21 protein-coding genes, 1 tRNA gene and 2 pseudogenes are annotated in these 21,861 nt (G+C 71.3%); 7 read left to right on the top strand and 17 right to left on the bottom strand.

The genetic code is table 11. The features are described from left to right. Positions 1 to 62: 62 nt before the first annotated feature. The 4 genes from AB0K65_RS19365 to AB0K65_RS19350 all read right to left on the bottom strand — a co-directional run bounded on the left by AB0K65_RS19365 (position 63) and on the right by AB0K65_RS19350 (position 5,279). Positions 63 to 653 (bottom strand): GNAT family protein, encoded by a 591-nt coding sequence (locus AB0K65_RS19365; protein ID WP_365718047.1) that lies wholly within the window; start codon positions 651 to 653, stop codon positions 63 to 65. A gap of 536 nt (positions 654 to 1,189) precedes the next feature. Further along, positions 1,190 to 3,175 (bottom strand): FG-GAP-like repeat-containing protein, encoded by a 1,986-nt coding sequence (locus tag AB0K65_RS19360; protein WP_365718045.1) that lies wholly within the window; start codon positions 3,173 to 3,175, stop codon positions 1,190 to 1,192. A gap of 984 nt (positions 3,176 to 4,159) precedes the next feature. Further along, complete coding sequence (locus AB0K65_RS19355) at positions 4,160 to 4,594, bottom strand: hypothetical protein (RefSeq protein WP_365718043.1); 435 nt, start codon at positions 4,592 to 4,594, stop codon at positions 4,160 to 4,162. Between the two features lie 175 nt (positions 4,595 to 4,769). Beyond that, positions 4,770 to 5,279: a hypothetical protein gene (locus tag AB0K65_RS19350; RefSeq protein WP_365718041.1), complete on the bottom strand. Its 510-nt coding sequence runs from the start codon at positions 5,277 to 5,279 to the stop codon at positions 4,770 to 4,772. A gap of 818 nt (positions 5,280 to 6,097) precedes the next feature. Between AB0K65_RS19350 and AB0K65_RS19345 the strand changes: the two genes are divergently transcribed. Next, a complete protein-coding gene (locus AB0K65_RS19345; protein ID WP_365718039.1) occupies positions 6,098 to 6,598 on the top strand; it encodes a cupin domain-containing protein in 501 nt (166 codons plus the stop codon). 103 nt (positions 6,599 to 6,701) lie between these two features. Here the strand turns inward: AB0K65_RS19345 and AB0K65_RS19340 are convergent, their stop codons facing one another. The 5 genes from AB0K65_RS19340 to AB0K65_RS19320 all read right to left on the bottom strand — a co-directional run bounded on the left by AB0K65_RS19340 (position 6,702) and on the right by AB0K65_RS19320 (position 9,614). Beyond that, positions 6,702 to 7,064, bottom strand: coding sequence for a PRC-barrel domain-containing protein (locus tag AB0K65_RS19340; protein ID WP_365718037.1), 363 nt, complete (start codon positions 7,062 to 7,064; stop codon positions 6,702 to 6,704). A 378-nt stretch (positions 7,065 to 7,442) separates the two neighbouring features. Continuing rightward, a complete protein-coding gene (locus AB0K65_RS19335; protein ID WP_365718035.1) occupies positions 7,443 to 7,979 on the bottom strand; it encodes a hypothetical protein in 537 nt (178 codons plus the stop codon). Positions 7,980 to 8,169: 190 nt separating this feature from the next. Continuing rightward, complete coding sequence (locus AB0K65_RS19330) at positions 8,170 to 8,427, bottom strand: hypothetical protein (protein ID WP_365718032.1); 258 nt, start codon at positions 8,425 to 8,427, stop codon at positions 8,170 to 8,172. Next, the gene (locus AB0K65_RS19325; RefSeq protein WP_365718030.1) at positions 8,417 to 8,611 is read right to left on the bottom strand and encodes a hypothetical protein; all 195 of its coding nucleotides are present in this window, start codon (positions 8,609 to 8,611) and stop codon (positions 8,417 to 8,419) included. Before AB0K65_RS19325 ends, AB0K65_RS19330 begins: the two co-directional genes overlap by 11 nt. A 397-nt stretch (positions 8,612 to 9,008) precedes the next feature. After that, a complete protein-coding gene (locus AB0K65_RS19320) occupies positions 9,009 to 9,614 on the bottom strand; it encodes a hypothetical protein (protein WP_365718028.1) in 606 nt (201 codons plus the stop codon). Between the two features lie 984 nt (positions 9,615 to 10,598). Between AB0K65_RS19320 and AB0K65_RS19315 the strand changes: the two genes are divergently transcribed. After that, positions 10,599 to 11,273: an N-acetyltransferase gene (locus tag AB0K65_RS19315; RefSeq protein ID WP_365718026.1), complete on the top strand. Its 675-nt coding sequence runs from the start codon at positions 10,599 to 10,601 to the stop codon at positions 11,271 to 11,273. A 158-nt stretch (positions 11,274 to 11,431) separates the two neighbouring features. Here the strand turns inward: AB0K65_RS19315 and AB0K65_RS19310 are convergent, their stop codons facing one another. The 4 genes from AB0K65_RS19310 to AB0K65_RS19295 form a co-directional block, all read right to left on the bottom strand. Further along, the gene (locus tag AB0K65_RS19310; RefSeq protein WP_365718239.1) at positions 11,432 to 11,677 is read right to left on the bottom strand and encodes a hypothetical protein; all 246 of its coding nucleotides are present in this window, start codon (positions 11,675 to 11,677) and stop codon (positions 11,432 to 11,434) included. A 95-nt stretch (positions 11,678 to 11,772) separates the two neighbouring features. After that, positions 11,773 to 12,384, bottom strand: a complete 612-nt coding sequence (locus AB0K65_RS19305; protein ID WP_365718024.1) for an RNA polymerase sigma factor — start codon at positions 12,382 to 12,384, stop codon at positions 11,773 to 11,775. A 763-nt stretch (positions 12,385 to 13,147) separates the two neighbouring features. Then, on the bottom strand, positions 13,148 to 13,843 hold the full coding sequence (locus tag AB0K65_RS19300; RefSeq protein ID WP_365718237.1) for a response regulator transcription factor: 696 nt from the start codon (positions 13,841 to 13,843) through the stop codon (positions 13,148 to 13,150). Positions 13,844 to 13,858: 15 nt separating this feature from the next. After that, positions 13,859 to 15,037, bottom strand: coding sequence for a sensor histidine kinase (locus AB0K65_RS19295; protein ID WP_365718022.1), 1,179 nt, complete (start codon positions 15,035 to 15,037; stop codon positions 13,859 to 13,861). A 289-nt stretch (positions 15,038 to 15,326) separates the two neighbouring features. On the opposite strand from AB0K65_RS19295, the gene AB0K65_RS19290 reads away from it, so the two are divergent. After that, entirely contained in the window at positions 15,327 to 15,725 is a 399-nt protein-coding gene (locus AB0K65_RS19290) for a hypothetical protein (protein WP_365718019.1), read from the top strand. Between the two features lie 145 nt (positions 15,726 to 15,870). Further along, positions 15,871 to 16,587, top strand: a complete 717-nt coding sequence (locus AB0K65_RS19285) for a DUF4232 domain-containing protein (protein WP_365718017.1) — start codon at positions 15,871 to 15,873, stop codon at positions 16,585 to 16,587. Between the two features lie 452 nt (positions 16,588 to 17,039). Here the strand turns inward: AB0K65_RS19285 and AB0K65_RS19280 are convergent. After that, a tRNA-Met gene (locus AB0K65_RS19280) sits at positions 17,040 to 17,114 on the bottom strand. Positions 17,115 to 17,246: 132 nt separating this feature from the next. Continuing rightward, complete coding sequence (locus tag AB0K65_RS19275) at positions 17,247 to 17,537, bottom strand: hypothetical protein (protein WP_365718015.1); 291 nt, start codon at positions 17,535 to 17,537, stop codon at positions 17,247 to 17,249. Between the two features lies 1 nt (position 17,538). Between AB0K65_RS19275 and AB0K65_RS19270 the strand changes: the two are divergent. Beyond that, positions 17,539 to 17,785, top strand: a pseudogene (locus tag AB0K65_RS19270) (short-chain dehydrogenase); the annotation flags it as partial. A 151-nt stretch (positions 17,786 to 17,936) separates the two neighbouring features. Next, positions 17,937 to 18,941, top strand: coding sequence for an NADP-dependent oxidoreductase (locus tag AB0K65_RS19265; RefSeq protein WP_365718013.1), 1,005 nt, complete (start codon positions 17,937 to 17,939; stop codon positions 18,939 to 18,941). An 87-nt stretch (positions 18,942 to 19,028) separates the two neighbouring features. Here AB0K65_RS19265 and yidD read toward each other — a convergent pair whose 3' ends face one another. Further along, on the bottom strand, positions 19,029 to 19,460 hold the full coding sequence (gene yidD, locus AB0K65_RS19260; protein WP_365718011.1) for a membrane protein insertion efficiency factor YidD: 432 nt from the start codon (positions 19,458 to 19,460) through the stop codon (positions 19,029 to 19,031). 108 nt (positions 19,461 to 19,568) lie between these two features. Here yidD and AB0K65_RS19255 point away from each other — a divergent pair. Then, positions 19,569 to 19,750, top strand: a pseudogene (locus AB0K65_RS19255) (alpha/beta hydrolase); the annotation flags it as partial. Between the two features lie 283 nt (positions 19,751 to 20,033). Here AB0K65_RS19255 and AB0K65_RS19250 read toward each other — a convergent pair. Beyond that, positions 20,034 to 21,542, bottom strand: a complete 1,509-nt coding sequence (locus AB0K65_RS19250; RefSeq protein ID WP_365718009.1) for a DUF4246 domain-containing protein — start codon at positions 21,540 to 21,542, stop codon at positions 20,034 to 20,036. Positions 21,543 to 21,861 lie beyond the last annotated feature (319 nt).

Genomic DNA, 21,861 nt, shown 5'->3' with positions numbered 1-21,861 from the left:
TCACTGGCCGACGTCAGAACGGCAAGGCAATCGGATCGAGCACGTCCGTCCCGGCTCGGTGATCATTTGTCAGAGGGGATCCAGCGACCGGCCGTCGGCGTGGCCGTCGGGTGCCACTCGCGGCGGAGGAGGCCGAAGACCCAGGAGTCGGAGACGTCGCCGTTGACGACGCAGTCCTCGCGGAGGGTGCCTTCGCGGAGGAAGCCGAGCTTCTCCAGGACCCGGGCGGACGCCACGTTGCGCGTGTCGGTCTCGGCCTGGACACGGTTCAGGTCCAGGGTGTCGAACGCCCACCGCAGGACGGCGTGCGCGGTCTCCGTGGCGTAGCCGTTGCCCCACGCGGCGGCGTCGAAGACGTAGCCCAGGGACGCGCTGCGGAAGTCCGGGTTCCAGCCGGTCAGGCCGCACCAGCCGATGAACGCGCCGTCGGAGACGCGGTCGACGGCCACCCGCGCTCCCTTGCCTTCCTCCTCGATCCTCCGGCAGGTCGCGATGAAGCGCTGCGCGCGGGCCGGTTCGGTCCACGGCGGGGAGTCCCAGTAGCGCAGCACGTCGGCGCTGCTGTGCAGCGCGTAGAGCGGCGCCGCGTCCGCGTCGGTGAACGGCCTCAGTCGGAGACGGGCGGTGTGCAGCTCGGGGGCAGGCAATGTCATGCGGATCATCCTGCCGTGGCCCCCTCGCCCCCGACCATCCGTTTATCCGGACGGTCGGGAGCGCGTACGTTCCCGGTGACGCCGACGCTTCGCATGGGCGGTGAGTCCGCAGGACCGTCCCGGCATGGCGAGCGGACGGCGGCCGTACCGGCGCACCCTCGGAACGTCGACCATCCTCGTCCTGTACCGGGACGCGGGCGGATCGGGATACGCCGTCCGCTTCACCGGCCTGGCCGCCATCGCCGACAACAGGCGGCCGGCCCGCGTGCTGGTCAGGCGCGTTCGCCTCCCGCCGGGCCGGGCTCCAGGCGGACGCGCCGACCGGCGGGGCGCGCCGTCGCCCCGGCGCGATAGGCGAACCGCCGGTGGCGCCGAGACGTGATGAGTCGGCCGGCTACCTCATCGACCTCGGCCGCATCGGGACGGCCTGGCCGCACCTGCGCTTCACCACTGATCCGGCCGTGGAGCGGCATGCGGAAAGCACCGGGCCGCGGGGGAGGCGGACTTCATCGCCTCCCCCGCGGCCCGTGCGAACATCAGACGCAGCGTCCGTCCATCCAGTCGGTGAGGCCCGGCGTCCACGAGGTGGCCAGACGGGTCGCATCGGCGTCCAGCGCCCGCTGCCAGGAGGCGTAGTTGCCGGAGGCCGGCGGGGGCGGCTCCTGCCAGTCGACGACGTCGTACCAGTCGGGGAAACCGGTGAGGGCCGCGGAGAGGCCGGCGGCGCTGACCCGGCTCCGGAGCACCGGATCCAGCTGCGTGTCCTGCGTGTAGATCATGATCTCCTGGGACCCGATGCGCTCCGCGATCGGTGCGAGCACCTGGTTCCAGGCCGTCTCCCGGATCGACGAGTCGCTGCTGAGGAGAGACTCCTTCGTCTCCGACTTCACCTCCACCAACACGACCATGCCGAGAGCCTTGGCGCTGTCGAGCCACTCGCGGAACGTGTACACGGTCTCACCCGTGTAAGGGCCGCGCGTGATGGTGCGTCCCTTGAGCGGGTTGGACCCGCTCGCCCACGTCAGCTCCGAGATGGAATCGGACGATCCGGTCAGCCCGAAGGTGGTTCTGTTGTGCCACATCACTGCCTGGGTGCCGTTCTTGGTCAGCCGCAGATCGGCCTCCACCCCGGCCGCGCCCCAGCTCTTCTCCTGGGCGAGGCCCCTGGGGTGGTTCGCTGCACGGATCTGGTCCTCTTGCCAGCCGTCCGCCTCCTGAGGCCACCCGCCGTGCCCGAACACCGCGGGACAGTAGGGCAGCAGGGTGGGGCTGGTGTACCCCTCCATCATGTGGACCTGGCTGAAGGTCCAGTTGCCGGGCTCGGACTCCCAGCTGTGCAGGGGGCCATTGAGGTTGCCGTCGGACTTGGCGGTGAAGGTGATCGTCTTCACCCGTCCGTCGGCGTAACCGTAGAGAGTGGCCAGGTCGCCGCGGCCGTCCCCGTTGAAGTCACCGGTGACGATCTTCATACGCGAACGATCGTACGAGCCCGCCGGGAGGGCCAGCATGTCCCGCCGGGCGCCGAACTTTCCGTCCGTGCCGAGACGGAAGCCGATCACCGCGTCGTGTCCGTCCGCGTAGTCGTACCAGGCGGCCAGTTCGTCACGACCGTCACCGTCGAAGTCACCCGCGTGCAGACTCGCCTGGCGGAACGTCCAGCCCGTGGACTCCCAGCCGTGCACGGGCTCGGCGAACCCGCCGTCGGTCCGCCCGGCCCAGTACAACAGCTTCACACTGCCGTCCCGGTACCCGTACAGCGCCGCGAGGTCGTCGCGGCCGTCCCCGTTGAAGTCACCGGTGGCGAACTTCATGCGGTTGACGTACCAGCCATCCCCAGGGGTCCGCTGGAACGAGGAGAAGTGCGCGCCGAAACCGCCGTCCGGGCGGGCGAGCATCGTGAAGAGTTTGTCACTGCCGTCTCCATAGGCGTACCAGACGGCGACGTCGTCACGGCCGTCGCCGTTGAAGTCGCCGGCCTGGGCGGTCATGGCGTCGAAATTCCAGTTGCCAGGCGCCGCGGTCCAGGAATGGAGAGGGCTCTCGAATGTGCCGTCTCCACGGCCGAGCCAGGTCAGTAGAGTGACCCGGCCGTCCTCGTAACCGTAGAAGGCCGCGAGGTCACCCACACCGTCCCCGTTGAAGTCGCCGGTGAGGCGCTTCATGTTCTGGACCCAGTAGTTGCCTGCGGGGGTCTCCCAGCCCACCCCGGGCGCGGCGAAAGCGCCGTTCGATCCCGCGAGGAAGGTGCGTACGGCGTCGTGCCCGTCTGCGTAGTCGTACCAGGCGGCCAGATCGCTGCGGCCGTCACCGTTGTAGTCGTGGCGGGCGCCGGTGCCGGCCAACCGGACACCGGTGCCCGGTTCGGCCGCCTGAACGGTCGGAGCATCCGCCATGCCGTCGAATGCCGTGGTCGTCCCTGCCGGTTGCCCGGGTGCGGCGGTCGCGCTACCGGCGCCCGTGGACAGGCCGAGCAGAGCGAAGCACAGCGCGGCCGCGCCCACTGCTATGGAAGGTCTCCTCATCCAGCTCTTCACATCCCTTGCCGTAGAACGAGAAAAATGCACCCCTCGGTGGGGGTGCATACGGAGCGAGCCTCGCCCGGCCGGGTCGTCCTTCTCGCCACACCTAGGGCGAAGACGGCGACCGATGCCTGCGGGGCCGTCGATCATTAGATCATTCAAGATCCTTCCGAGGTAGGTGAGCAGGAGACCGGGCTTCCCCGAAGGGCCGGTTACGGGACCACCATGTCGCCGAGTTCTCTCAGAGGGGCCACTGATCGAGCGACCCAGGCGCCGAGTCAGGATCAGGATGAGGACCGCAACGCACCGACTCCGGCGCCGTTGAGGGAGGTGTTCGACGTCTCCGTCCTTCGGCGCAGGAGATGGGGTCCGGGTGCGGGTGCGGCAGGGCGGAGGATGACGAGGAGGTCGGCGAGGGCCGCGCTGCCGGCGCCGGTGGTGCGGTCGCGGTCGCGGTCGCGGTCGGCGGTCGGCGGTCGGCGGTCGGCGGTCGGCGGTCGGCGGTCGGCGGTGAAGAGTGCGTCGGGGTCGTGGGAGGCGAACAGCGGTGCCTGGTCAGCGTCTTCACAGACGTCGAGCCATGCCTCGATCTGACCTACGCGGCCAGCCGTGGGACTGAGCGCCGCGGCCGGTCCCTGAGCGTTCCGGATTGTGAGGGACGGGCGCGTCGGCAGGTGGTTCGTGGGTGCCCCCACGGTCACGGGCGAGTACGCATCGATGGCCCATTATTTCGACTCCGTGGCGGAGACGCTGACGAGGATCGGCAAGGGAAGCTTGCCGGTCTGCCGGGTCGCCGAAGGTCGGCTTGTCTGGTCGTGAGACGGTTCCCGACCGGTCTCGAGGCTGAGCCATGACGTTCGCCGGCGACAGCAGTCGGCCCGTCGGAGCATGGCGGTCTGCCGGTTTCCCCTGGGACCGGGAAGCCGTCGTGATCCCGGAAACGGCCGTGCACGGGGTCGCGGCGTCTTTCCCGCCCACACCGGACGGTCAGACCGTCGGCCACTCCAGCATCCGGCTCTCGTGCACGGCTGGTCGGCGGCCCAGCGCGGCCAGAGGGGTGCCGTGCGACATCGCCGTGGCCAGGCCGTCGAGCGTGGCCCCCACGCCGGGCCACGGCCGCCGGTGGTCCGGATCGCCGAAGGAGATCTCACAGTCCGTTCCGTACACGCCCTCCGCGCCCTCGCGGTGGTCGACGAAGAGCAGGTCGCCGGTGAGCGCCTGTCCGAAGGGGACCCCGCGCTCGTGCGCGGTCCGCCCCACCTCGTCCTCGTACCCCTCCTCGACGGCGTCTTCGGCGCGGGAGGCGAGATGGCGCTGCGACTCCAGGACCTTCTCGGTGGCCAGGTGGCCGTACCCGAGGAGGAACGCCCCGGGCTCGTCACTCGCCGTGCGCGGCACGAGGCCGTCGTTGGCCGAAAGCAACGCCCTCAGCGCGGGGTGCGGGGGAACCCGAGTCCGTCCTCAAGGGAGGTGAGAGCGGCGGCGGAGGCGCCAGGGTGACGGGCCGCGCGGTCGCCCCGCGCATGCTGCCCGAGCCGGCGGGTGATCCTGGACCAGGCCGGGAGGACATCGCCGGTTGGAGACATGCCGACTCCCGTCAGTTCGCGGTTGAGGCGGCCACGGTGGTGCAGGACTGCTCGGGGCCGTAGGCCGTGACCCGGGGCCGGGCCTGGGAGGTCTCCGGAACGTCGATGGTGAAACAGCGCGTGGCCGTGGTCTCTGCCGGGCCGAACAGGGCCAGGGGCCGTTCGTACACACGGGAGAACTGGACGAAGACCCGGGTGCCGTGCTCGGCGGGACGCACATCGACCAGCACACCGTTGCGCGGGCCGTCGCCGGCCGGCCGGTCGAGGAGGACCCGCACCTCCCGGTCGGACGGCGAGCGGCCTTCGGCGACGAGGGCGTCGGCGAACCGCTCCGCGTCCGCCCGGGTGGCCTCGAAGGCGTGCCGTTCCCGCGCCGTCTCGCGATAGTGGGCGACGGTGAAGAGGGCGACGAGGGCCACGACGGGAAGGAGGAGGACCGCTCCCAGGACCTTCGCCCAGGGTGCGGGCCCGCCTCTACGCTCGGCCTTCACCGCTTCGTGGCGCTTCCCGGGGAGTCCCACGACGACGCGGTGGGGGGCTGCGGAGCGGGCGAAGGTGCCGGTTCCTCATGCGGTGACGAAGTAGACGGGCAGACGAGCCGCACAGGGGGCACCCTCTCACCGCCGGGTGTCGGACGTCCGGTCTTCTTCCTGCCACTCACCGTCAAAGTCCTCCGCCACGGCACAGGCGCTGAAGACGGGTTCGACGAAGACGTGGCGGAAGTCGGGCAGTGGGGCCACCGGAGGCTGCCGGTGCTGTGAAATCGACTCACCCGTGCGTGGGATCGGTGTGGTGGTCAACGGGACTCCTGGTGTCGTGGGTTGCACTGGGTGACGGTGGCCGGCATGCGGCTCAGCTGTCGGTCGGGTAAGCATGGCGTGCGAGATCCGCGGCGCCAACGACATTGTGCCGTACAAGCGTTCGACATATGACACGGCACGGCATGATCGATCAGTCGGCGAGTCGGCGAACGATGCGGCGCGCGGCCCGGGGGGCCAGGCGCCGTATCGTTGCCGAGGAGGAGCAGGGGCCGCACGGGCCGGACCCGCGAGACCGGGCGGACCGCATCCCCCGTCGTCTTCCTGCGCCCCGTCCGGCGCGCAGGAAGGAGCAGACCGCCGCCTCATGCGGCGGCGCGAACGTCGGTCCGCGGGAGGAGGGCCACGACAACGTTACGGGAGCGCCCAGCCGAGGACCCTGTGGCACGCCGTCGGTGGCCGCGGAGGATGCGGACGGGGGGATACCGGTTCACGAGACACCCGGCACCAAGCTCCCGTAGGCCGACCCCTTCCCCAGCGGTCTTCGAACACGTCCCGCAGACACAGGAGGACAGGACACTTTGATCACGGCGCAGCACTGGATCGACACGCTCGGCCTGGAAGCCCACGTGGAAGGCGGATACTTCCGTCGGACCTTCCAGGCGGACCACCGCCCACGCATCCCGACACCCGCGGGTGAGCGCTACACACTGACCTCCATCCACTACCTGCTCACCCACTGGTCACCGGTCGGCCACTGGCATCTGAACCGGTCCGACATCCTGCACTTCCACCACCACGGCGCACCGATCACCTACCACCTGCTCCACCCCGACGGCCACTACAGCAGCGCCGTCCTCGGACAGGACACCGACGAGGGCCAGCTCCTCACCCTGGCCGTGCCCGGAGGAGTCTGGAAGGCCTCACACCTCACCGCCGGAGACCACGCGCTGATCAGTGAGGCGGTCGCGCCAGGCTTCGACTACGCCGACATGACCCTCGGTCGGCCCGACGACCTCGTGACGCGCTTCCCCGCACACGCCGAACTCGTCGAGCGCTACTGCCGACCGGCCCCCTCATAGCGGGACCGTTCGGCGTCCCTGCGAAAGCGGCCTCGCTTGCTCCACGGGGCACCCAGCCCGGAGCCGAGGCGACGGGCGCATGGATGCAGCCGGCGCCCGTGCCCTACTGCGTGCCGGCGCCGCCCGTGTGCTGGTAGTGCGACGCCACCTCATCCCGGTACGCGACCTCGTCAAGGTGCTTCTCGCGGTGGAACTCGGGGGCGTTCTCGATCTGCTCCTTGGAGAGGTCCAGATAGATCCTCTGGTCCCGCTCGTCGATGCGTGAAATCGTGTTCGCGGGCAGCAGTACCTCCTTGCCGAAGATCCACACACCGGTGTCGACCACCAGGTAGGCGTCGTCCACCTCCTCGGAGTGCTTGTCGACCTTGCCGATGCTCCCGTCGACCGCCTCCACCTTGTAGCCGGTGAGGTCCGTGCCGACGGCGTAGTTGAAGGACGGCCGGTAGTTCCACGCGTTCTCAGTCACGAACGAACAACTCCTGATTCGCCATCGATAGCGGGCTTCCCGGACCGGGGTGCGGTCTCGCACCTCGTCGTTCGTCCCGCCCCGGCCCCGTGCGGGACCGCTGCTTCACCTGGGTCCACACGCCCCGGCGGGAAGGAGTTCCTGCAGGACGAGTCGGCCCGTGCGGGATGGCGCGTATCGACATCCGGCATTCGAGTGCCCCGTTCCCTTGCCCCTATACCTGGAGCTCGGCGCAGGGGCACAGGTCGCGTCGCGAGGTCTGCCTGGAGCTTGGCGCATGGGCACCGGTCGCGTCGCCGGGTCGCGTCTCGGCACGCGCCTTCCGGCCCGCAGCGTGGAGGCGCCCAGGAGCAGCCCGCCGCCTACGGAGCGCGTTCGCTACGACAGATCGCGGGCGAAGGAGGCCCCCGCCCCGCGCCGTATCTCTGCGAGTGTCACCGTCGGGTCTCCCGTGCCGACGAGCGCCGCCCGCGCCGTCGGGGTCACGAGCCCGGCGGCCTGGAGCTGCGCGACGAGCGGGCCGTAGTCGGTGGACGACCCGTGGTCGGCGTCGGCGAGCAGCGCGCGGCGGCCGGGAAGGCGGGACCAGGAGGAATCGATACGGGCGGCGCCGTCGAATCCGTCGGTGCGGAACAGCAGCAGGGGCTGCTCGGTCCCGCCTGGTGTCGGATACAGGTCGAGATGACCCTCGAGGTTCGCCACCGCGCCGACCCGGCGGTCGCCACGGGCCGCGTACACCGCAGCCGTCCCGCCTGCCGAGTGTCCGTACAGCCCGATCCGGCAGGGGTCCATGACGCGCGCGAGTGGCAGGCCGCCGAGCCGGTCGAGGACCAGGCGGAGGTCCGTGATCCGGGTGTCGGCCATCGTGCGGAAGGTCGCCGGGCCCGGCGGCCCGGTCAGGACGGTCGTCCGCATGCCGTCGGCAGCTGCACCTGGGAAGCGTCACCGGGGTGGTCGACGAGGACGACCACCCGGCCGTGGCTCGCCAGGTCCTCGGCGAGGCTCGTTCCGAGCGTGCGGGAGTCGCCGCCGCCCGGAAGGCCGCTCGGTCACCCCCAGCGCACAACCCTCGGCGCTCTGGTCGCCGGCGAGTCCCTGGTATCGCTCAGGCCTCGACGTACGCCACGATCGTGAGGGTGCGCAGCGCGGTGACGTAATAGACCACCCGTACCGCGTCGATGTCGTCCGTGTAGTCGCGCAGGAGCGTGTCGGGCACGGGGGTGCCCAGGTCCGGGTTGACGCTGATCGCGACGATGGCGCGGTCGAGGCGGTGCGTCTCGGAGGCCGTGAGCTTCTCCAACTGGCTGAGCGCGGGCTCCACGATGACGACTCGGGCCCGGCGCGGGCCGCGGTCAGGCGACACGGGGCCGCTCCGCGGCGGGACGCTCCAGGCGGGCGTCGCGGGGGTTCTCCCGCCGCACGCGGGACTCGGGGGCAGGGTGACCGTTCGGGGCGCTGTCCCGCAGCACGGAGGCGAGGACGTCGGCCTTCGCGCGTCGCTCGGCCGCCTGGGTGCGGGCGGACGCGGGGGCCGGCTGGTGGCTCATCCGGAACTCCTGGACTCTACGGACATGACCCCTCACGGTAGCGGTCGGTGTTGCGGCGGGGGCAGTCCGGGCGGATCGAGCCCGACACGGGCTCGAGGGGCGGCGCCAGAGTGGTCGTCGGATCCGAGCTGCTGCCACCACGACGACGGACCCGACCCACCCGATGAGCGCTCGGCCGCTACTCCTCTCCTCGCCCTATGGCGCTTGTCGGCGGCGGTGTGACGCCCCGTCCGAGAAGACTCGGTCGGGGGCGACCCTCGACGGGCCGCGAGAACCCGCGCCGCCTGCGGACCTTCCTCGACCGGTCGACGCCGGGCGGCCGATGCGCGCAGGCCGCGGGGGTGAGTGGGGCGACGAAGGCAGGAGTCCGCGCGCCCGCCTCAGGGGCTCCGGCTCTTCACAGCCGAAGCCCGGCGTGTTCGAGAGCGGCCGTGCTGAGGTCGGTGATGGCTTTCCGGTCCCCCTGGCGCCAGGCGTCGGCCCACCCGCCGGGAGGGACCTGCAGTCCGGCGAACGCGGCAGGAGGACCGGTGAGGGCGCGCAAGGCGAGCAGGTCGGTGCCTCCGGGAGCCTCGGCGAGGCGCCGCAGGGTGCTGCTGCGCCGCACCCAGAGCAGGCGCGGTGGGAGCCACAGCAGCAAGACGAAGAGCACCGGAACGACGATGAGAGCCGTGGTGGTCACGTCGGCGACCTGATCGACGGTCTCCTGGAGCGACACTCCCGCGTCGGCGAAACCGGAGCCGGCGTCGGCCGCGGACTGTAGCGGCTTCTCCAGGACGCCTCCGATGAGCGGCACGTCCGATGCCGCGTCTCCGGCCTTGCCCAGCTCCTCGGCGAGACGGTCGCCGGAGCTCTCCACCCTGCGCCCCGGTTCGGCCAGCAGCATGATCGTCTCGCGGACGGCGAGGGCCGCCCACACCGCAGCGGCGATCAGAGTCAACGCGATCAGGTCCACGAGCACCTGGCCGTTCCGTCGTGCGGGTGTCTGGGCGTAGAAGCGCAAGGGAGCCCTCCCGTTCGAGTCAGGGCGGCCAGGAGGTCCGGCCGCGGCCGGTCGCGACTCGGCCGACCGGCCATCGGACTCAACTCTTCCACTGCGCCACACGGACAAACGCGCGAGACACGAGGCGCGCCGGGAACACTGGCACGGGCAGCGACGACGCGGCCGGTGTCCCACCGAAGCACGGGCCGACACGGGAGCCGTGGGCCGGCTCGCACGTCGGTCGTGCGGAGCCGAGTCCGCCCCTCGCGCCAGACCGGTCTGGAGGCATACCGGAGGACGGCGGCCCTCACCTCCTCAGGCTCCCCCGCTCGCGCGGGGTGTGCTGGAGCGCCCGCTCGCCCTCCGGCGCGCCCAGCCCTCCGGCGCGTCCGCCCCATCGGGTCACGTGTCATCGCGGAACGACCACGACCCCGTTGCCGATGGCCCCGTGGCCGGCCCGTTCACGTCGGGAATGCGTACTCGGCGCATGTCCGCTCGGTGTGTCCGATCGGCGTGTCCGGGGCCCAGCGCCTCGGTGGTGTCCCGGCTTGAGGCCGTCATGGCCGACGTCCGTGTGCCGCGAGAGGCCGGTGTGAGGCTCTGTCTACCGCCAGAGCTGTTTCTCCCAACCACACGCTTGGCAGACGACGCGCAGCCCTCGTAGCGCGCGAAGCGGCGGGAAGAGAAGGACGCCCAGTATGGTGCCCACCTCCGTCCTCAGGCTGGGGCTCATGTCGAACTGGCTGCGCAAAGCCTCTCGGTAGGTGTCGCGTCGCGTCACCACGTCGTCGCTGCCGCACTTTCTACATCGCCGTTCCCGTGCCATCCGCACCCCCGTGAAGCCGCCCTTGACGAGTCCTTCCCTCGCCCGTGATCCCTACGCCGCGGGCACGCATGGGGACGCGCCGAGCGCACGGCGTGGCCGCCGGCCGGGGCTCAGTGACCGGCCGACCGAACGACCGAACTCCCTTACGGGAGCGCTCCCATTCTGGGATCGTGGCGGGGATGGAGACTGAACCTTTCATCCGCCGCTATCGGCCGTCGGACCGTGCCCGGCTCGCCGACATCTGCGTCCGAACGGCCCACGAGGGCGGCGACGCCTCCGGGATCTACCCCGAACCCGAGCTGATGCCCGTCATCTTCGCCTATCCCTATGTGGAGCTGGAGCCGGAATTCGCCTTCGTCCTGGACGACGGCACCGGTGCCGTCGGTTACGTCCTCGGGGCGCCGGACACCGCCGGCTTCGCCGCCCGGTTCCGCGCGGAGTGGCTGCCCCGAGTGGCGGAGCGGTTCCCGGCGCCCACAGGAGAGGCCGCTACGCCCTCCGAGTCGATGGCGATCCTCCTCCACACGCCGGAGCGCATGGTCCACGAGGAGCTGGCCGACCACCCCGCACATCTGCACATCGACCTGCTGCCCCCCTGGCAGGGCCGGGGACACGGACGCGCCCTCATACGTACTCTCCTCACCGCGCTGCACGAGCACGGCGTGCCCACCGTGCACCTGTGCATGGTGCGGACGAACACCCCTGCCAGGGCCTTCTACGACCGGATGGGCTTCACACAACTGAGCGTGCCGGACCCGGGACCGGTCTGGTACCTGGGCCGCCCGACTGACCAGGGCATGTCGCCCGGGGCCACGGCGGCCGTGGAGTCGGGCGCCGGGGCCCCCGGGTTGTGATCAGCCGAGCCTCAGGGGAGGTCAGTCGAGCCCGGCATGGACGGCTGCTGCCTTCGTGACTGAGATCCCCGCGCTCTCCCGCCCTCGCCGTCGCACGGTCCCTTGTCCACCCACCCGGGGTCCTCCGACCGAGCACAATCGCGGATACGACGAGCGCCCTACGGCCGGCGCACGCTTGTCGCCCGCGGCGGATGCGCCGTGGCGAGGGTGCAGACGCCGTCCGCGCACCGCCGCTCCAGTCGGCCGCGCGAGATGGCCTGCGCGAGGCCCACCATCCAGCAGCTGGGGCAGCCGCGGAAGGGGATCAGCGCCAACGGGGCCGCCAGCAGAGCTGCCGGGCCGAGGACGGGTAGCAGGGCGATCGAGCCGATGATCAGCCCGAAGCCGATGGCTCCGCGCGCCAGGTGGCGCGGTACGGACGCGAGGGCGGCGTTTCTGTCGGGCGGCGGGGGCGGCGTGGCAGCGCGGCCCTTGACGTCATGGGTGCTGTTCGCGGTGTTCACGGCGCTGAGTCCCCTCCGGCGGTTGGGTCGTCGGATCGGTCGAGTGGGTGGGCCGGCGGCCGCTCGGTCGCGTCCAGCGCGTCGCGCAGTGCCGCACGTGCTCTGTGCAGTCGCGATTTCATCGCGGCGTTGCTCAAGCCGAGCGCATGCGCGACGTTCCTGCCGGGCAGGCCCTGAACGTCCCGCATGACCAGGACCCGCCGCTGGTCCGGGGGCAGGGAGCCGACCGCGGCCGCGATCCGCTCCGCCTCCAGCCGGTGGAGCACCGCGTCCTCGGCGGACGGTTCCGCGGGCGGCTCCTGTCCGGCGGGTGCCTCGTCGCCGCGGGAGAGGACCAGCCGTACCTGCCGCAGGCATTCGTTGCGCACGATCCGGAACATCCATGAGGCGAGCGCGCCGGTGGCCCGCAGGGTGCCGATCTTCCGGTAGAGGATGATCAGCGCCTCCTGTGCCGCGTCCTCCGCGTCCTGCGGTGAGGCGCAGAGGGACAGGGCGAACTTGCGCACGTGCGGCTGCGATTCCATGACCACGGTGGCGAGCGAGGTGACGTCGCCGTTCTGTGCGGCCCTGATCAGCCGCTCGTCCGGCCAGGCGTAGCGTCGGTTCATCCGCTCTCCATCCTCGGAAGGGTCCTCCGCCCATGGCCGCTCAGCCTCGGCTCTTGTAGCGCCGCACCAGGTGCCGACTGCACGCGCCCACGAGCAGGGCGCCGATCACTACGAGGCCGGTGACCATCATTCGCGTTTCCTCCTGGTTCTGCCGGCCGTTCGGCCGGTACACACACAAGAGGCGGGACGGCCCGGAAAGGATTCACCCCGATCGGCGCGTTTCCCGGCCGTGCGGTACGCGCTGCCGCTAGGAGGTGCTGTCGGGGCCGGGCGACATCGGCACGGACCAGTGCGAGGATGCGATGCAGGCGCATGATGCGGAACGTGGTGCGCCCGGCGGTCGTCGTGAGAGGGCTTCCCCCGTACGGGCCAGGCGCCGCGTGCCGGCTCGCGCGTGTCGGCCCCCTGACAAGGGGTCAGACCCAGGTGTCGTGCGCGTCGGTGACCGCGCCCGGAACCGCGCTGGTGACGGCGGCGCGGGGGTCGGCGAGAGCGGCGTCGAGGTCTTCGCCGTCCTCGACGTTGCCGCCGGGCGGGGGTAGTGGGTGGCGTCGGCGCGGTCGCGGCGGATGGGGGCCACGTCGTCGCCGCAGAACACCAGCGCTCCGGTCCGGATCTCGATCCGGGAGAACGGGACGGGGATGGTCGGGGTGTTCGTCATGGCCACCGGCATCCCGGCGTGCGGGGCTCGGTTTCGGGGCTGCGGGCCCGTCGGTAGCCCGGTGGTCGTTCGGTCGCGCGAGGGTGAGCGGCCGGCTTGTGGTCAGGGGGTGCGGGGGTCCGCTCCTGGTGCCACCAGGCCCGTTTCGTAGGCCAGTACCACGACCTGGGCCCTGCTGGTCAGGTCCAGTTTCGCCATGGTGCGATTGAGGTGTGTTTTGACCGTGGCCTCGGAGATGAACAGACTCTGTGCGATCTCTGCGTTCGATCTGCCGGTGCCGGCCAGGCGCAGCACCTGCGTCTCGCGGGCGGTGAGCTGCTCGAGCTCCGGTCGCCGGGCGGCGGGGTCGCGGGGTGCCGCCGAGCCGGTGAAGGCCTCCACCAGTCGCCGTGTCACGCTCGGTGCGAAGAGGGCGTCGCCTCCGGCGACCGCCGCCACGGCGGCGAGCAGTCGTTTCGGGCCCGTGTCCTTGAGGAGGAAGCCGCTCGCACCCGCGCGTAGGGCGCGGTAGACGTATTCGTCGAGATCGAAGGTGGTGAGCATCAGGATGCGTGGCGGCGGTCCGGCTCCTTGCGACGCGTCGGCCAGGATCCGCTCTGCCGCGTCGATGCCGTTCATGCGGGGCATCCGGATGTCCATCAGGATCACGTCGGGCCGCAGCAGAGCCGCTTGGGCTATGGCTTCGTCGCCGTCTGCCGCCTCTCCGGCGACGGCCATGCCGTCGGCGGCCCGCAGCAGCCCCACGATGCCGGCGCGTATGAGGTACTGGTCGTCGACCACGAGTACGCGGGTGGTGATGGCCGACCGCCCCCCTCAGCTGTCGGCCGGCGTCTCTCCCCCGGTGGTGGTGGAGGTCGGCAGTGTCAGCCGTACGTGAAAGCCCCCTTCGGGGCCCGGGCCTGTCCTCACGGCACCGCCGTAGAGCTTGGCGCGTTCGTGCATCCCGATCAAGCCATGGCCCCCTCCGGCGTCGACTATGGCCGGATTCATGCCTGGTCCGTCGTCCGTGACGCTCACCAGGAGACGGTCCGGCTGGTATCGCACCGTCACCACGGCACCGGCAGGCCGGGCGTGTTTGAGCACGTTGGTGAGGGCTTCCTGCACGACCCGGTACGCGCACAGCTCCATTCCGGGCGGAAGCGTCCGGGGTCTGCCCTCCACGACGAGTTCGACGGGTACTCCCCCGGCGTGCATCCGGGCGGCCATGTCCGCCAGCCCGCCCAGCGTGGGCATGGGAGCGTACGACTCGGGGGCGTTGTCCCCCGCCCGGAGGAGAGTCAGCATCCGCCGCATCTCCTCCAGTGCCTCGCTGGAGGTGTCGGCGATGGTGCCGAGTGCGGTGCGAGCGGTGTCGGGATCGGTGTCGAACACGTAGTCGGCAAGGCCCGACTGCACGGCGATCACCGAGATGTGGTGGGCGATCACGTCGTGCAGTTCGCGGGCGATCCGCGCCTGCTCCTCGGCCACCGCCCGGAGCGCCTTGGCATCGCGTTCCTCCTGGAGTTGGGCGGCGAGTTCGGCCAGTCGCTCACCGCGGCGTTCGGACTCGCGCGCGGACTGGCCGAATCTCACCAGCACCGCGGGGACGACGACTCCCAGCGCCGCGGCGGCCGCCACCGAGCCGGCGGGGGCCGCGAATCCCGCGTACAGCCAGATGGTGCCGAGCCCCGCGCCGGCGGCGACGGCCGTGCGCAACGGCCGGGTGGACGCGACGGTGTAGAGGGCGAGTTGGGCGGCGAGGCTGTTCACCACCGGCCAGTAGCCGAGCGTGATGTACACCGTCCACAGGGCGAAGACGCCTCCTGTCACCGCCTCCGGGTACCGGTGCCGCCAGCACAGCATCAGGTGGACGGCGAGCGTCAGCAGGCATCCGGACGCGTCGAGGGGAGGGTAGCCCTCGCCGGTGTCCTGGCGGCCCAGCAGGAGCGCGCACCCCAGCACGGCCGCGGCGATGCCGGTGTCCAGGGCCAGGGAGGATCGGGGTATCGGCACCCGCGGACGCTGCATCGGCGCAGCCTACCGGCGGACCGCCGGGCCGGCGTCAACCGTGCGCGGTAGGACGGGAGGCGGGGTCGGCCGCGCCTTCGCGCTCTGCCGCGTGGGGCCTACCGCCAGGGTTTACCCCACGTCGACCGGTGGGTTGACGCCGGGGACGACGGCTCGCGCGTAGCGTCGCGGCATCGCTTGGCAGACCACCGGCAGCAGTCGGCGGTGTCGGCGCCGAGGCGGGTCAGCACAGCGCCGCCACGCCGTCTTCGGCACCCCGACCGAAGGAGAACCCATGATCGACATACGTCAGCAGAACCGCACCCGGTCCGGCGGCAGGAAGGTCCGCAACGCCCTCGTCGTCACGGCCGCGGCGGCCTCGGCACTGGTCCTGGCCGCGCCCTCCGCCGGGGCCGCGGGCGTGCCCGGCGGTGCGGGCAGCGCCACCTGGTACTCCAACGGGGACAAGCTCACCATCTGCGACCACGCCTCGGACGGGAAGTCCGTGGTCGCGCAGGCGAGCTTCACGAGCACCTTGAAGTGGCACACCAGCGGAGCCGGCAAGTGCACCGACCGCTCCTACGGAGATCTCGCCGAGGGCTTCGGCTTCTCCTTCAGGGTCTGCCTCGGCGACTACAGCTCGGGGATCTACTACCCCGCGACCTGCAGCGACTGGACCCGGGCCGTCGCCTGACGCGGACAGCGGCCGGGCCCGGCGGTCCGCGAACGGCTCCCGGGCCCGCACCGAGGGAGAGCGAGCAGGCATCTCCTGCGTTCCCTCTGCCGCGACACACGGCCATTCCGGCCACGGGCACCACGAGAATCCAACGGGGAGCACCATGCACATCGCCCGCACCACCTGGAAGACCTACGTCCTCGGAAGCGTCGCCGCCTGGGCGCTTCTGTCGTCCACGGGCTGCCAGGCGAGCGACGCGTCCAAGGGGGCGGGCGCACCCGTCCCGACGGCCCCGAACGCCACGAGCGCGGCGGGCAGCCCGGGCAGGTCCAGCTCCGGGGCCCCCGTCGACGGCGAGACCGGTCAGGGCGGGAGCAAGAGCACCCGACCCCCTGCCCACACCTCGCCGGCAGGCGGCGACGGCTCCGGAACCGGCGACAAGAGCGCGGCCTGCACCGATGAGAACATCTCGGTCACCGCGAAGGCCGAGGCGCACGACTCACTCAGGCACCTCACGCTCACCGCGACCAACATCGGCGACACGACCTGCACTCTTCACAGGTACGCGCTGGTGCGCTTCGACGAGGGCTCCTACGACGAGGTCGGTCCGCTCGAATCCCACGCGAAAGCCGTCGTCACCCTCGCACCGGGCGGGAAGGCGTACGCCGGCATGCGGCTGTTCATCGCCGGCGAGGAGACCCGCGCGGTGGAGACGCTGACCCTGGGCTTCCAGGGGCGCGGATCCGCCGATGAGATCGGCTCGCCGATCGATGTCCCACTGCCCGAGGGGACCCCCTTCCTGAACGTCGGTCCCGCGCCCGGGGTCACTTTCTGGGACACCGACCTCACGTCGGTGCGGAGGTTCACGTTCGCGAGGTGAGGACCCGAGCCGGATGACCCGGGCTGACGACGGGCTCCCTGGGGGCCGGACCGGCGTATGCGCGCCCTGGGATGTCCGTACGGGAGGCGGCCGTTAGGGAGAGGAGGCGGAACCGGCTGCTCCGCCCGTCAGGGGGGCGCCCGGGGACGAGTGCCGGACGATTGGCCGGCCGACCGGCAGCGGCCCGCGCCGTCGGCGGTGTCGCTTCTCCAGACGGCGATGCCGAGGCGGCGGCCCGCGCTGATGCACGTACGCGACGCGGGCGCTCCACCGCCGAAGCTCCCCGCACAGCGGCCGGCGGGTCCTGGGGCGCCTGCTTTCGCTCGACCAGTCCCCCGCACGCGGGGCTGGGACACCGGTACGCCGGAACACTGGAACTCCACCGCGGGGGGGGCTCTCCGCTGGCGGGAATGCGATTGGGGCCCCCAACAGCCGGGGGCCCCGATCCTTCGTAGCGGGGGCGGGATTCGAACCACGCGACCTCTGGGTTATGAGCCCAGCGAGCTACCGAGCTGCTCCACCCCGCGTCGGTGACACCACCTTATACACGGGCACCCGCGCGGCGCTGACCTTTTCCGGGTTCAGCCCGCGGACAACGGGCCGGGTCCGGGGACCCGGGGGTCACGGACCCTTCCCGCCGGCCGGCACCGTGGCTCCGGTCAGTCGGTGGCCGTCAGTGCCTCGCGTGCGGTGGTGAGGATCTCCTCGGAGAGCGGGGAGCCCTTGGTGGCCCGGGACAGGACGAGTGCGCCGAGCATGGTGCACAGTCGGGTCATGCCGTCCTGGTCCCCGGTGGCGAGCCAGTCGGCGAAGTCGGCCACTCCCTCGGTGTAGACGCGGCGCGCCTCGTCGCCGGCGCCGGTGCGGGCCATGTCGGTGGCGAGTGCGGCGACCGGGCAGCCGTCGGCGGGGCTGTCGCGGTGCTCGGTGGAGAGGTAGGAGCCGATCACCGCCCGCTGGGCGGCGTCGCGCTGCCCGCGAGGAACTGGCAGCCCGCGGGATCACCGTGACGGCTCTGCACGTCGGATACATGGACACCGACATGGCCTCCGGCGTTCCCGCCGACCAGAAGGCCGACCCCTCAGAGGTCGCCGCCCAGGCGCTGTCCGCCGTCGAGACGGGCCTGCCGGAAGTCCTCGCCGACGAGATCACCCGGCACGTGAAGCGGAGTCTGGCGGCCCCGCCGAACGCGGCGTGAGTGCGCCGCCCGGCCTCCCCTGGTCTGTGGTCCGCCGCACCCGCGTCGCACGCCCTGAACCAGTGGCAGGCACCAGAAGTCCTCGGTCTTCGGCCGTGCCCGGACCGAGCGGAGATCCCGTCCCCTGCGGACGAGAAGCGGAGAGACGGCGATGAAGGCCTATCTGATCGAAGAGTACGGCGCCCTGTCCGGGGTGCGCGCCGCCGAGATTCCCGATCCGGAGCCGGGCGCCGACGACGTCCTGGTCAGGATCCACGCCGCGAGCGTCAACCCGCTGGACCTCAGAATCCGCGACGGCGACTTCAAGCGGATCCTGCCCTACCGCCTCCCCCTCGTCCTGGGCAACGACCTCGCCGGCGTGGTGGTCCGGGTGGGCCCGGCCGTCACCCGGTTCTCGGTGGGCGACGAGGTCTACGCCCGGCCCCGCAAGGACCGGATCGGCACCTTCGCCGAACTCATCGCCGTCCACCAAGACGACCTGGCTCCCAAGCCGGCCGCCCTCTCCATGGCCGAGGCCGCCTCCCTCCCCCTCGTCGCCCTCACGTCGTGGCAGGCGCTGGTCGACAGGGCGCAGGTCCGGCCGGGTCAGAAGGTCCTGGTGCACGCGGGCGCCGGCGGGGTGGGCACCATCGCCCTCCAGCTGGCCAGGCACCTGGGCGCGCAGGTGGCCACCACCGCGAGCGCGGCCGACGCCGACCTGGTCGGGAAACTGGGTGCGGACGTCGTCGTCGACTACCGCACGCAGGACTTCGCGGAGGTCCTGGAGGGCTACGACGTCGTCCTGGATTCCCTGGGTGGCGAGACGCTCGAGAAGTCCCTGCGGGTCCTCAGGCCCGGCGGGAAGGCCATCAGCATCGCCGGGCCCCCCGACGCGGCTTTCGCCCGTGAGCTGGGCGCCCCCGTCGTGTTGCGCCAGGCCATGAACGCGCTGAGCTTCCGGACCCGGCGCAGCGCCAAACGCCAGGGCGTCGCCTACTCCTTCCTGTTCATGAAGGCGCGAGGCGACCAGCTGCGCGAGATCACCCGGCTCGTCGACGCCGGGGAGATACGGCCCGTCGTCGACCGCGTCTTCCCCTTCGACCGGACCCGCGAGGCCATGGAGTACGCCGAGAAGGGCCGGGCCAAGGCCGGCAAGGTCGTCATCGCGATGGTGTGAGGACCCGTCCGGCGCGCCCAGGCGGCGGCCGACCGTCCGCTCCGGGCCGGCACCGCGGCGGCGAGCGAACCGCGGCAGCGCGGGCGGTCAGCCGCGGCCCGGCGGCACCGGGTCGCGAAAGCCCCGCCGGCGGGCCGCACCGGGCCGGCAGCGAAGCAGGCGCCCCAGGATCAGCCGGGCGCCGCGCAGGGCGCCGTGGCGGTGGAGCGCCTGCACCGCGTAGGTGGAGCAACTCGGGGTGTACGGGCAGCACGCCGGCCGGGTCGGGCTGACCGCGACGCGGTAGTGGCGTACGGACCGGTACATCACGGCGGCCATCCGCCCGGCCGGAGGAGGCGCGGAGGGATCCGTGCCATGGGCGGCGGCCGTGAGCGAAGGGCGCAGAAGGGCAAGCAGCAGGGCCGCCTGCGTCCCCACGCCGCCGCAGCAGCACGGGTGCATCAGCGTGTCGAGCGTGCTCGCGCAGCAGCCCTCGCCGTCCTCGTTCTTCCTCCGGCCGCGCTCAGCGCTTCGCGTCACTGCCTGCCCCCGTCCTAATAGAGAATGATCATACAAAGGGGCGGGGGTACGGGACTGCCGGTTCGGCGCGGTGACGGGGTGGGGGCACGGACTTGGCCGCGGACCGCGCTGTTCCTGTCGCAGGGGGACGACGAGGGCAATCCCAGGCAGCGGGCCCTGGAACTGTTCGACGCCTTGGCAGCAAGGAGAAGACGCTGCACGCCAACCTGGGAGGCCACACGGGAACGCCTTGGTTCGAGCTGGAGCACGGATGCCGGTTCTCGGACCGGCACCTGAGGCGAGGCACGTGACCCGAGTCCGGGCCGTCCGGCGGACGGTGTCGACGGCCTCGCCGGTTCGTCACCGGCGAGGCCGCGGGGATCAGGACGGCGGGACCCGCTCTTGGGCCGCGGCGGCGTCGCAGTCGAAGGTCCGGAGTCCGGGTCCCGTCCCGGTCACTGGACCGGGACGGCAGGGCGGGTCGGTCGCGGCCTTCGGGGCGCTGACGACCTTCTCGTCCCCGGAACAGGGCGCCTCACCTCACGCAGGCCGACCGGCCCCCCGGCCGGACGCGTACGCGCCGGGGTGAGACGGTCAGTGCTCGCAGAGGGAGAATTCCCGCTCGTAGAGCTGCTCGTTGTGTTCGGCGACGAAGAACTTGCGTTCCCGCATGAGCTGTTCGCGGTACTCCTTGGCCTGTTCCAGCGTCATGGTCGAGGTGTCGGACCACGGTTGCTGCGGTGGAACGTCCGAGGTCGAAACGATCCTTTCCGACGGGTCGACCAGGAAGAACGCCAATATCTTGCGATGTCCCGGGCGGGTGGGGTCCTCGAGGCGGAAGGAGTCGACGCGGTGCTGCAGGATGTTCGGGAACGCCAGGCAGCGGCCTTCCGGCGTAGACGTCGACCCCAGCAGCTGGTTCAGCGCGTCTTCGTCCTCCAGGCCGTAGACCTCACGCAGACCGTCGTCGTCGTTCTGTTCGTAGTTCGGATCGTCGAGTGCCGCCCGGAAGCCCAGTCGGCTTTCGGTGATGTTCTCGCTGTCCCAGTAGTAGATGCCGGTCGAGACGATCCGCTCGTTCAGCATTCCCTCGACATGCCAGGAGCCGCCGGCGTACTCGGGCTTTTCCGGTGTGAGGTGAAGGGTGGCGAGCTTGACGATGACCTGGAGTCGGCGGCCTCGCAGGTCGACCCGGCTGGATGCGTCGGGCAGCGCGGGCGGTGTGAAGACCGGGGCGTCCGGGACGACCGGGCGGCGGTTCTCCCACCAGTGGTCGTGGGCCTCCTCCCACGCACGGAGGGCTTCCTTGTAGGCCTCGTCCTCACTGAAGGAGGCTTTGTCGGGATACTCGGGTTTCGAGTCGTACCACCCGTAGGGATCGGCCTCGATCCGCGGGGGCCTCGGATGGCGCAGATCGGTGAGCACGTTCTCCAGCAGCGGGCGCATGCGCGCGAACACGTCCGGCAGGACGGAGGCCAGTTCGTGATGATTCTCGGGGTGGACGTTGTTGACGTAGGAACGGAAGTCGACGTCGCCGTCCTCACTGATGTCGACGTCCGTGGGGAGCCACTGGAATTTCTCCGAGAATTCGTACTTCGAGTAGCGGTTCGTCGTGTTCTGCCACGCCCGTTCGGGTGCCCCGCTCACCTCTCTCACCAGACAGAACAGCGAGGGATGAACCAGATCCAGCACTTGGCCGTCGGAACCGGGATGCCAGTCACGCTCTGCTTCGGGAACCTGCTCCAGAACCCGTACCGCGTCGCGCAGCCGGGATCGGAGGCTTTCGTCGATCAGCGCGTCGGACTGCCACACCCCGTCGACGGCGGAGACTTCGACGCCGGTCCGTGAGTCCCGGAGCCCGGCGTAATACGCGAGTTCGGCAAGCACGTAGCGGACCTGTGCTTCGGTGAGGCCCTGGTCGACCGCTTCTCGTGTCCATCTGGCGACGATGTCGGCGTCGTTCATCTTCTCGAACCATTCCGGCTTCGCCCGGATGTGTGCGCTGCACTGCATCATCTGCATTTCTCTCAGCGTGCGGTGTGTCGCGAACGAGAGGGATCGGGAAGCTTGGAAGGGCAGCGGGAAAGCAGACAGGCTGGTCAATTCTCTTGGTCCTCGTGGTCGGTGCGCGGTGGCCGGAACGATACTTCAGTGCACCGGCAGCGCAGGTGTGGTCCTGCCGTCGTCGCTGCCGTGCGGACCATGTGACGGCCTGCCCGCTCCCCCGCGAGCGGCACCGGTCACCGGCGCCGCGCCCCCTCGCTGCCGGACTTTCAGCCGACGGCGTGACGGTGGCGATCCGGCGCACCAGGCCCGTCGGATTCGACGGCGGCGTTCCGTGTCGGTCGCGGGGCGTGGGGCGGGACGGTGGGCACGGGGCCGTCCCCGCCGGTCCGCGGAGCCGTGCGGCGGGCCCTCGGCG

This window comes from Streptomyces sp. NPDC053755 (assembly GCF_040677675.1).
Taxonomy (GTDB): Bacteria; Actinomycetota; Actinomycetes; order Streptomycetales; family Streptomycetaceae; genus Streptomyces.
The sequence above is the reverse complement of the archived record's forward strand: the minus strand, read 5'-3'. Positions and strand labels throughout refer to the sequence as shown.

Coding starts and splice junctions, on each gene's coding strand:
- AB0K65_RS19360 (WP_365718045.1), bottom strand. CDS start 3,175: ATGAGGAGACCTTCCATAGCAGTGGGCGCGGCCGCGCTGTGCTTCGCT.
- AB0K65_RS19290 (WP_365718019.1), top strand. CDS start 15,327: ATGATCGACATACGTCAGCAGAACCGCACCCGGTCCGGCGGCAGGAAG.
- AB0K65_RS19365 (WP_365718047.1), bottom strand. CDS start 653: ATGACATTGCCTGCCCCCGAGCTGCACACCGCCCGTCTCCGACTGAGG.
- AB0K65_RS19325 (WP_365718030.1), bottom strand. CDS start 8,611: ATGAGCCACCAGCCGGCCCCCGCGTCCGCCCGCACCCAGGCGGCCGAG.
- AB0K65_RS19285 (WP_365718017.1), top strand. CDS start 15,871: ATGCACATCGCCCGCACCACCTGGAAGACCTACGTCCTCGGAAGCGTC.
- AB0K65_RS19315 (WP_365718026.1), top strand. CDS start 10,599: ATGGAGACTGAACCTTTCATCCGCCGCTATCGGCCGTCGGACCGTGCC.
- AB0K65_RS19335 (WP_365718035.1), bottom strand. CDS start 7,979: ATGCGGACGACCGTCCTGACCGGGCCGCCGGGCCCGGCGACCTTCCGC.
- AB0K65_RS19265 (WP_365718013.1), top strand. CDS start 17,937: ATGAAGGCCTATCTGATCGAAGAGTACGGCGCCCTGTCCGGGGTGCGC.
- AB0K65_RS19305 (WP_365718024.1), bottom strand. CDS start 12,384: ATGAACCGACGCTACGCCTGGCCGGACGAGCGGCTGATCAGGGCCGCA.